Here is a 9041-nt window from a genome sequence, read left to right on the forward strand (position 1 = left end):
TGGCACTTCGATGCCGTAAATCTAGGGTGGGGGCGTCCATCCCATTGGTTGAGGGAGGTCAAATGGCGGGCAGTTGGTGAGGTCAGACCATTTCGGAGAAGCCGACGCGGTCGGTGGTGGCGGCGCGGGCGTCTTCGACGCTCACCTTGTGCGTGGCCAGCAGGCGTTCCAGTGACTGGTTCATGGTGTGGCAACCCAGATCGCTCTTCGTATTCATGTGGTTGCGGATGCCGGCGATGTCGCCCGCTTCGATCAGGCGCGCGACGGCGCTGCCCGGGGTCAGGCACTCGGTGGCGAGGTGGTAGCGGTTGCCTTCGGTCGAGGGCAGCAGGGCCTGGCACAGCACGCCGCGCAGGGCGTGCGCCAGCGCCTGCGCCTGGGCTTCGGAATTGCCCAGCAGGCGCATCATCTTCTGCAGGCCCAGCTCGGTCGAGCGGGCGTGCAGGGACGCCAGCACCAGCGGGCCGGACTCGGCCAGCGCCAGCGCTTCCTGCGCCGTCTGCGCATCGCGGATCTCGCCGATCACAATCACGTCCGGCCGCTCGCGCAGCGCATCCAGCGCGCCGAGGTAGTAGCTTTCGACATCGCCGTCCTCGCCCACCTCGCGCTGGGTGATGATGCATTTGCGCTGCGGGATCAGCGTCTCGACCGGGTCTTCGATGGTGATGATGTGCCCCGACCGGTGGCGGTTGATCTCGTCGATCATCGAGGCGATGGTGGTCGATTTGCCCTGGCAGGTGTCGCCAATGATCAGCACCAGCCCGGACGTCAGCCGCGCAAAGGCCTGCTCGTCCTCATGCAGCCCGAGCTGCGAGATCGCCAGCGGCTCCTTGGGGAAGCGCCGGATCACGCAGCCCAGCCGCTTCTTGCCCTGGAAGCTGAAGCAGTTGGCGCGGATCCGCGCCGTGTGCAAATCGATCGAACGGTCGAACGCGCGGTCGGCGATGCGTTCCGCCCAGTTCGGCTCAATCACCTCGAAGAACTCCTCCAGCTCCTCCTTGGTGATCGGCGAATCCGTCACCGCCACCAGCCCGCGCGGCTGGCGCAGCATCAGCGGGGAGTTCTGGTGGATGATGATGTCGCTGAAGCTGAGGCGCGAATTGAGCAGGTGGAGTATCTGTTCGACCAGCGTGCCAAAGACCGGGTGGTCTTCGTTCTCTTCATAGGTCAGGGTGCGGATCTGCGAGTGATTGTCCATCTGCGGGCGCGGTAAGGAGGGCCAAAACGAATGCAGACAATTTTATAAGAGCAACATCACGACGTGCCAGACAATTTTTGCGACGTTCCATCTCAACAACAACCGGCGGCGTGCAGTCTGTTCCGCCCAGCGTGCAATCCGTCGCAAAACCGGACGCCCGCCGCCGGGCAGCCCGTAAGATGTCATCATCGCCACTTCATCCATGGGAGAACAATATGAACCTCGCCTCCGCATCCACCTCCGGCCTGCGCGCCCTGGTCCTGGCCACGGCCGTCCTGGCCTGCACCGCGCCGCTGCAGCACGCAGCGGCCGGCAACTGGGGCTGGAACAGTGAGAAAGTCCAGGGCAACGGCGCGGTCAAGCAGCAAAGCCGCACCGTGGAGCATTTCACCGGCATCGGCATTGGCATTTCCGGCGACGTGGACGTGCGCACCGGCGCCACCGACAGCATCACCATCGAGACCGACGAGAACCTGCTGCCGCTGATCGAAACCGTGGTCGAACGCGGCACCCTGCAGATCCGCCCCGTACGCAAGAACCTGGAGCTGCGCACCCGCTCGATGAAAGTCGTCGTCACCGCGCGCGAGGTCAGCTCGATCTCGCTGGGCAGCTCCGGTAACGTGACCGCGGACGTCATCAAAGGCTCGCGCGCCAGCCTGGTGCTGGGCGGCTCCGGCAACATCAACGTCAAGACGGTGGACGCACGCGACACCTCGCTGGTCCTGGGCGGCAGCGGCAAGCTGGCCGTCGCCGGCGGCACCACGGACAAGGTCTCGATCACCATCGGCGGCTCGGGCGACGTGGAAGCAGCGGGCCTGAAGTCGCGCGACGTCAGCGTGACCATCGGCGGTTCGGGCGACGCCACCGTCTGGGCCAGCGACAACCTGTCCGCCACCATCGCCGGTTCGGGCGACGTGAATTACTACGGCGACCCGCGCGTCAGCAAGAACGTACTGGGCTCGGGCGGCACCAAACGCCTCGGCGCCAGCCCGAAGTAAGCCTCGCTTCCCTCAATAATCCCAGCGCAGCTCACCCACCAGGGTGCGCTGCGTGTAGGGATGGAAGGCCCAGTAGCTCTCGTTATTCAGGTTGTCGATGCCCAGCGCGAGCGACCAGTGCGGGCCGACCCGGTAGCGCACCCGCACATCCGCCACCAGATACTTCGACACGCCCATATAAGTCTTCTCGACCGGGTCGCTGTTATCGAGCGTACCCCATTGGCGGCCGCTGTAACGCACCCCCAGCGTCGCGCTCCAGTGCTCATCGAACGTCCACGCCGCGGTGCCGTTGGCACGCCAGTCGGGCACACGCGGCTGGTGCTTGCCGACAGTGGCCGCGAAGCGCGCGTTCTCCGCGATCAGCGAGTCGGCATAAGTGACGCTGCCGCCCAGGGACAGCCCGGGCACCATCACATCGTCATACTGCGCTGCGATTTCCACACCGTTGGTGCGCACCTTGCCGATGTTCTGCACCGTGTTGACGGTGGCCGTCAGCGGCTGCGAGTACAGCGCGTTGCGCGTGGCCTCGTGGAAGTACGTGATCCGCGTGGTGCCGCGCGCCGATGCGTGCTCCGCCGTCAGCTCGCTGGTCCATGACTTCTCGGCCTGCAGGTTCGGATCGCTGTTGACGATGGCGTTGTCCACGATGGAGCCCTGGAACAGTTCGGACGCCGTCGGGTTGCGCACCGCGCGGCCCAGCGAGGCCTTCAGCGTCCAGTCGCCGCCCGCAGCCCACGACAGCGCTGCCTTTGGCGACACCGCCGTCTCGGTGCGTTCGCCAAAGCGCAGTGGCGCGGCAGTCCCACCGCCAGCGAGTTCGCCGCCAAACGCCTTCCACCGCTCCACGCGTGCGCCCAGCATGGCCTTCCAGCGGCTGTCTATAGTCCACGTATCCTGCCCGTACAGGCTTTGCAGCCGCGTGTTCCCATTGAAGGCCGACACCCGTGCGCCGTTCGCAGAAGCGATCCAGTCGCTGCCCGCAAACACGGATGTGCGCAGGCGCGCCGTGTCGCGCTGGTAGCCCAGGTCCACAGCGTGGCCGCCGCCGGGCCGCCACACGCCTTTCAGCGCCAGCGTGGTCCATCCGCTGCCATGCATGTCGGTGACGTTGCCCGCGCCATGGGTCGCGGCATCGGCCACGAACACGGTCGGGGTGCGTACCACGTCGCGCGTGTACTCGTAGCGGCTCAGCGCCAGCTCCCAGTCCCACACGCCGCGCGTGTGCGACTTGAGCGACAACCCGTGCATCCGGTGTTCGAGGTCGCCGATCGACGGCGCCAGGTCGCCCGGCCGCAGCTCGTAGCGCCGCCCGCCCATGTTGATGCCGTTGTTGGCATCGCCCCGGTACACAGGCGCGCCGTCCGCACCGCGCAGGTAGGATTCGCTGCGCCGTACGCTGTCGTTGTGCCACCAGCCCAGCGTGTAATTCAGGCGCAGCGTGGGCGTGAGGTCATACGCCAGCTTGGCCTTCGCATGGTCCTGCACCGTGTGCGACTGCGTGGTCGAGCCGATGATCCACCAGTCCTTGCCGGCCGGGTTGCGGCCCGCGATGGCACCCGTCACTGGCAAGCCCGCGCTGCTCGCGGTGCCCGACGCAAAGGTCTTGGTTGCGAAGGAAATCGGCTGCGCATCGCTGTCCAGCCGCGCCACGTCCAGCCACCAGGCCAGGCGTCCCGCGCGGTCCCCAACCGAGAAGCTGCCCTGCCCTCCACCGAAGCGGCCATCGCTGGCGTACTGGTTGAAATGCTGGGTGAAGCCCGCCAGCCTGGCGTGCGCCTCGAAGCGCTTCGGCATCTGCGTCTGGAAGTCCACCACCGCCCCCACCGAGTTGCCCGGATAGGCGGCGGAGAACGGGCCATACAGCACGTCCACGCGCTCGATCTCCTCGGGAGAGACCATACCCCAGCGCGGTGTGAAGCTGGCGCCATTGCCCAGCAAATTGGAAAGCAGGATGCCGTCCGCATACACCAGCGAGCGCGCGCTGTTGCCGGTGCCGGACGCGCGGCTGGCCAGCACCGCGTGGTCGTAGTCGCCCACGAAGCGCTTGCGCACATTCAGGCTGGGGAAGTACTTGAGCGTGTCCTCGCTGTCGAGGGCATTGATGCGCTGCTCGATCTCGGCGGCGGTGATGCCTTCGATGGTGGTCGGGATCTGGGTCGGCAACGAGCTGGGGCGGCCGCCATTGATGACGACCGTGTCCAGCGAACGCCCCGGCGGTTCCGCAGCAGAGGACATCCCATCCGCTTGGGCGTGCGCCGCCGCTGCCGCGGCCAGCGCGGCAATCGTAAGCCTGTGCATGGCAGGCCTCAGCGCGTGGTGGTGATGGGCTTGACCGGCACCTGCACGGTCACGTTCTCGCGGTTCTTGCCCTTGCCTTCCACGACCAGCGTCACGGGCACGGTCTCGCCGTCCTTCAGCTGCCGCTTCAGGTCCATCAGCATGACGTGGTAGCCGGCCGACAGGTCCACGGCCTTGCCGGCCGGGAGCTCGACCGCGTCCACGTGGTGCATGCGCATGGTCCCGTTCTGCATCTCCATCTGGTGTAGTTCAGCCATGCCGGCGACCGGCGAGCTGACGCCGACCAGCTTCGCGTCCGACGCGGAGGTGACGGTCATGAAGGCGCCGCTGGACTTCTGGGCGGGGACGGTGGCGCGGACCCAGGCTTTGTCGACGGTGACCTGGGCGTGAGCGGAAAGCGACAGCAGCGCCGCGGACAGCGCAATGAGAGGGTATTTCATGTGAATTCCTTTGCTTGAAACGACGGGAGAGTTCCGAGGTGCTTCAGGCAAAGGACGGGGGGCCGCGCGGCGGCGCGGCGGACAGCGCGATCAGCGGCGTGGGCGCGCGGTAGAACAGGAAGGGTTTGATGGACACGCTGCCGAACAGGCCGAACCCGCCCAGCTCCGGCGGCGGCAGCCCAAACGAGGCTGCGTGCGTGACGCAGTAGCCGCAGGCGGCCAACTTGTCGGCATGCTGGGGATCGTGCTGCTGGGTGGAGGCATCAGACCTTACATTCTGGGCGCTGCAAATCTGGCCGTCGGCGAAATCCGCGCGGCTTGGCCCCAGCGCCTGCGAGACCGCAGGCGCGAGCGCGTTCATCAGGACCGCGAAGAGCGCGATCCAGATCCACCTCATGCTGCGGTATCGGACGGTCGAGTACATGCCGCGATTATAGCGAGACGCGCCAAAGCCCGTGCGCGCAGGATGCGGAAGTCACGGCTCACGCCTTCCAGGTTTCGCGGTCCACCTGCACGGTGGCTTGGCCGTCGGTCAGCCACACCTGGCCGTCCTGGATCGTGCACTGCAGCTGCATGGTGCGCTGGCACAGCTGCTCCAGCGCGGTGCTCTGCTCGGCGGGGATGTTGATGACACTGACGTTCTTCGCGCGGTCGACCTTCGAGGCGACCTGCTTCCACCAGATGTGGCTCGCGGCGCTGTAGGTATAGACCAGCACCTTTTCGGAGCGGCCTGCGGCCTTCAGGATGCGCTTCTCGTCCGGCTGGCCGACTTCGATCCACAGGGTGATGGCGCCGGTGAGGTCCTTCTCCCATAGGTCCGGCTCGTCGGTGTCGCTGATGCCCTTGGCATTGGCCAGGGCCTCGCTGGCGTGCAGGGCGAAGGCCAGCACGCGCACCATCAGGCGCTCGTCGGTTTCCGACGGGTGGCGCGCGAGGGTCAGCGCGTGCGTTGCGTAGTAGTTGCGGTCCATGTCCGCAATGGACAGTTCCGCCTTGTAGATCGTGCTCTTGAGTGCCATGAATGATGCGTTCTTGCCGCAGCGCGGCAGGAAGAAAAAGTCCTAGTTGAAGACGACGGTCTTGTCGCCGTTCTGCAAAACACGATGTTCGACGAACCACTTGACCGCCCGTGCCAGCACGACGCATTCGACGTCGCGGCCAATTGCGGACAGGGTCTCGGCATCCATCGCGTGATCGACCCGCTCGACGTCCTGCTCGATGATCGGTCCTTCATCGAGGTCGCTGGTCACGAAGTGCGCAGTGGCGCCGATCAGCTTCACGCCGCGCTTGTGCGCCTGCGCATACGGCTTCGCGCCCTTGAAGCTGGGCAGGAAGGAATGGTGGATGTTGATGGCCTTCCCGCGCATCGCCTCGCACAGTCCCGGCGACAGGATCTGCATGTAGCGCGCCAGGACCACCAGGTCGACCTGGTGGGTGTCCATCAGGTCCAGGATGCGCGCTTCCTGCGCCAGCTTGGTCGCCTCGTCCGCCCCCGCTGCCAGCGGCAGGTGATGGAAAGGGATGTTGTAGCTGGCCGCCAGCTGATAAAAGTCCATGTGGTTGGACACGATGGCCGGAATCTCGACCGGCAGCAGCCCGCTGCGGTAGCGGAACAGCAGGTCGTTGAGGCAGTGGCCGATCTTGGAAACCATCAGCATCACGCGCGGCTTGCGGCGCGCGTCGTGCAGCTGCCCGGTCATGCCCAGCTCCTGGCAGAAAGCGGCGAAATCGCTGCGCAAGTCCCCGTCCGTGACCGCCGGGTCCTCGGCCGCGAAGTGCATCCGCATGAAGAACAGCTGGGACTCCGCATCCCCGAACTGCGCCGAGTCGATGATGTTGCAGCCATGCGTCGCGAGGAAGCCGGACACGCGGTGCACGATGCCGCGCTGGTCGTGGCAGGACAGGGTCAGGATGTATTCAGGATGCGGCGTCATGGTCGTCGAGAGGAGTCGGAGAGGGTCGGCCCAGCCGGATATTGTCGCACAGTCGGTTATAGTGGTGCCAACATTGAACGGAGGGACACGATGGACAACATCATCAACCACCAGTTCCGCCTGGCCGCGCGCCCCGTGGGCCTGCCGAAGGACAGCGACTGGCAGCGCAGCGCGGAGCCGGTGCGCGCGCCCGCCGACGGCGAGGTCCTGGTGCAGACCCTGTACCTGTCGCTGGATCCGGCCATGCGCGGCTGGATGAACGAAGGGAAGTCCTATATTCCGCCGGTGGCGCTGGGCGCGGTGATGCGCGCGGGCGGCGTGGGCGTGGTGCTGCAGTCGCGCGCGGACCAGTTCCAGCCAGGCGACTACGTGATGGGCGGCCTCGGCGTCCAGGAGTACTGGACCGGCCCGGCCAATGACCGCGCAGCGGCCCTGGTGCGCATCGATCCGCAGCTGGCGCCCCTCACCACCTGGCTCAACACGCTCGGCATGGCGGGCATGACGGCGTACTTCGGCCTGACCGAAGTCGGCCAGGCCAAGGCCGGCGAAACGGTGGTGGTGTCCGGCGCGGCCGGCGCGGTCGGCATGGCGGTCGGCCAGATCGCGAAGAACCTGGGCTGCCGCGTGGTCGGCGTCGCAGGCGGGCCGGAGAAGTGCGGGTTCGTGGTGCGCGAACTGGGCTTCGACGCCTGCATCGACTACAAATCCGGTTCCCTGAAGGATGGCCTGAAGCAGCATTGTCCGGACGGCGTGGACGTCTACTTCGACAACGTCGGCGGCGACATCCTGGACACGGTGCTCACCCGGCTCAGGATGCACGCCCGCGTGGTGATCTGCGGCGCCATCTCGCAGTACAACGCGACCGCGCCGATGCAGGGCCCGTCCAACTACCTGTCCCTGCTGGTCAACCGCGCGCGCATGGAAGGCATGGTGGTGTTCGACTACGCGGCCCGCTACGGCGAGGCGGCGGCGCGCATGGGCCAGTGGCTGCGCGCCGGCACCATGAAGTCGAAGGAGGACGTGGTCGAGGGCTTCGAGCGCTTTCCCGAGGCGCTCAACATGCTGTTCGAGGGCCGCAACCTGGGCAAGCTGCTGCTCAAGGTGGCGGAAGCTTGACGGGCGGCCCGTCGGCGGAGCGCGTGTAGCGGTTGATCCAGTTGGTCTCCCAGGTCTGGCCGCCGTCGGCGGAGAAGGCCTGCTCGGACTGCGCCGTGTCCTGCCCGGTGCTCCAGATCGCGAAGCGGACCAGGATCTGGCGGCCCGCGAACTCTTCCTGGTCGTAGAACTCGACGCGCCCCGCGCGTGCCCCGCCGGTCCCATACGGGGTGCCGAGCACGCCTACGCCGGGGGTGGCAAAATGGATGCTCCATTGGCCCGACTGCGGGTGATACAGGCGCAGCGCCACCAGTTCCACCGCCCCGGCACTGCCGGCGGCCCGGTATTCGGCCACATTGCCACGTCCGCCGAACAGCGGCCGCACGATGGTGAGGCCGTCCATCTCGCGCCATTCGGCCGCACCGCTGAGAGGCTGCACCAGGCGCGTGGTGTGCGTGTGCCAGGTGCCGAGATCGAAATCGAAATCATGGCTGCCGTCGCGCGGCGGGGCCGCCAGCGCCCACCCGTGCAGGCACAGCAGCGCCGCGGCGGCAAGCCAGGACCGCCCGCTCATTTGGCCACCCGCTGCAGGCGCGCCGAGAACGCGGTCTCCCAGGTCCGGCCGCCGTCGGCTGAATAGGCTTCTTCGTAGCGATGGGCATCGTGCGTGATGTCGGACCAGGTGCCGCGCACCAGGACCGTGCGGCCGCCGACGGTGTCCTGGCCATACAGTTCGCCACGGCCGTTGGCGAAGCTGCCCACCGTGCTGCTGGGGACCGGGTCCGAGCTGTCCATGAAGGTTTGGCTCCACTGGCGCGACTTGGGGTTGTAGAGGAACAGGGTCGCGCCCTGCCAATGGCCCTTGGGTCCATCGACCTCGATCTCTTCCAGCTGCGCGCGCCCACCCCACACGGGGCGCACCGTCACGGTGCCGCTCATCTCGACGGCCGCCGGGTCGCCGCTGAGCGGATGCACCAGGCGCCGGATGCTGGTGTGCCAGGTGCCGAGGTTGAAGTCGAAGTCGTGGGCGCCGTCGCGCAGGGCGACGGGCGGCGCGGCCGCGCCGGCGGCCTGGCCG

The 9041-nt window shown here is 67.0% G+C and carries 10 protein-coding genes; 2 read left to right on the top strand and 8 right to left on the bottom strand.

What is annotated here, in order from left to right; translation table 11 throughout:
* Window positions 1-82 precede the first annotated feature (82 nt).
* On the bottom strand, window positions 83-1198 hold the full coding sequence (locus tag E4L96_RS18945; RefSeq protein ID WP_135208775.1) for a type IV pilus twitching motility protein PilT: 1116 nt from the start codon (window positions 1196-1198) through the stop codon (window positions 83-85).
* A 215-nt stretch (window positions 1199-1413) separates the two neighbouring features.
* On the opposite strand from E4L96_RS18945, the gene E4L96_RS18950 reads away from it, so the two are divergent.
* Window positions 1414-2196: a head GIN domain-containing protein gene (locus tag E4L96_RS18950; protein WP_135208776.1), complete on the top strand. Its 783-nt coding sequence runs from the start codon at window positions 1414-1416 to the stop codon at window positions 2194-2196.
* Between the two features lie 12 nt (window positions 2197-2208).
* Here the strand turns inward: E4L96_RS18950 and E4L96_RS18955 are convergent, their stop codons facing one another.
* From E4L96_RS18955 to purU, 5 genes are all read right to left on the bottom strand, one after another.
* Window positions 2209-4494, bottom strand: coding sequence for a TonB-dependent receptor (locus tag E4L96_RS18955; RefSeq protein ID WP_135208777.1), 2286 nt, complete (start codon window positions 4492-4494; stop codon window positions 2209-2211).
* 8 nt (window positions 4495-4502) lie between these two features.
* Window positions 4503-4934, bottom strand: coding sequence for a copper chaperone PCu(A)C (locus E4L96_RS18960; protein WP_135208778.1), 432 nt, complete (start codon window positions 4932-4934; stop codon window positions 4503-4505).
* A 43-nt stretch (window positions 4935-4977) separates the two neighbouring features.
* The gene (locus E4L96_RS18965) at window positions 4978-5331 is read right to left on the bottom strand and encodes a DUF2946 domain-containing protein (RefSeq protein ID WP_167758745.1); all 354 of its coding nucleotides are present in this window, start codon (window positions 5329-5331) and stop codon (window positions 4978-4980) included.
* An 85-nt stretch (window positions 5332-5416) separates the two neighbouring features.
* A complete protein-coding gene (locus E4L96_RS18970) occupies window positions 5417-5953 on the bottom strand; it encodes a YaeQ family protein (protein WP_135208780.1) in 537 nt (178 codons plus the stop codon).
* Between the two features lie 42 nt (window positions 5954-5995).
* Window positions 5996-6868 (bottom strand): formyltetrahydrofolate deformylase, encoded by an 873-nt coding sequence (purU, locus tag E4L96_RS18975; RefSeq protein WP_135208781.1) that lies wholly within the window; start codon window positions 6866-6868, stop codon window positions 5996-5998.
* Window positions 6869-6958: 90 nt separating this feature from the next.
* Here purU and E4L96_RS18980 point away from each other — a divergent pair, with 90 nt between their 5' ends.
* Window positions 6959-7984: an NADP-dependent oxidoreductase gene (locus E4L96_RS18980; RefSeq protein ID WP_135208782.1), complete on the top strand. Its 1026-nt coding sequence runs from the start codon at window positions 6959-6961 to the stop codon at window positions 7982-7984.
* Here the strand turns inward: E4L96_RS18980 and E4L96_RS18985 are convergent.
* Complete coding sequence (locus E4L96_RS18985) at window positions 7965-8537, bottom strand: hypothetical protein (protein WP_135208783.1); 573 nt, start codon at window positions 8535-8537, stop codon at window positions 7965-7967. The two genes, E4L96_RS18980 and E4L96_RS18985, sit on opposite strands and share 20 nt — an antisense overlap.
* On the bottom strand, window positions 8534-9041 hold a 508-nt coding region (locus E4L96_RS18990; protein ID WP_135208784.1), incomplete at its 5' end, for a DUF1579 family protein. The genes E4L96_RS18990 and E4L96_RS18985, both read right to left, overlap by 4 nt.

It is taken from the genome of Zemynaea arenosa, from assembly GCF_004614185.1.
GTDB classification, from domain to species: Bacteria; Pseudomonadota; Gammaproteobacteria; order Burkholderiales; family Burkholderiaceae_D; genus Telluria; species Telluria arenosa.

What these genes read in the sequence shown, in the direction of transcription:
- purU (WP_135208781.1), bottom strand. Translation starts at nt 6,868, where the DNA reads ATGACGCCGCATCCTGAATACATCCTGACCCTGTCCTGCCACGACCAG.
- E4L96_RS18945 (WP_135208775.1), bottom strand. Translation starts at nt 1,198, where the DNA reads ATGGACAATCACTCGCAGATCCGCACCCTGACCTATGAAGAGAACGAA.
- E4L96_RS18980 (WP_135208782.1), top strand. Translation starts at nt 6,959, where the DNA reads ATGGACAACATCATCAACCACCAGTTCCGCCTGGCCGCGCGCCCCGTG.
- E4L96_RS18955 (WP_135208777.1), bottom strand. Translation starts at nt 4,494, where the DNA reads ATGCACAGGCTTACGATTGCCGCGCTGGCCGCGGCAGCGGCGGCGCAC.
- E4L96_RS18960 (WP_135208778.1), bottom strand. Translation starts at nt 4,934, where the DNA reads ATGAAATACCCTCTCATTGCGCTGTCCGCGGCGCTGCTGTCGCTTTCC.
- E4L96_RS18985 (WP_135208783.1), bottom strand. Translation starts at nt 8,537, where the DNA reads ATGAGCGGGCGGTCCTGGCTTGCCGCCGCGGCGCTGCTGTGCCTGCAC.
- E4L96_RS18950 (WP_135208776.1), top strand. Translation starts at nt 1,414, where the DNA reads ATGAACCTCGCCTCCGCATCCACCTCCGGCCTGCGCGCCCTGGTCCTG.
- E4L96_RS18965 (WP_167758745.1), bottom strand. Translation starts at nt 5,331, where the DNA reads ATGAGGTGGATCTGGATCGCGCTCTTCGCGGTCCTGATGAACGCGCTC.
- E4L96_RS18970 (WP_135208780.1), bottom strand. Translation starts at nt 5,953, where the DNA reads ATGGCACTCAAGAGCACGATCTACAAGGCGGAACTGTCCATTGCGGAC.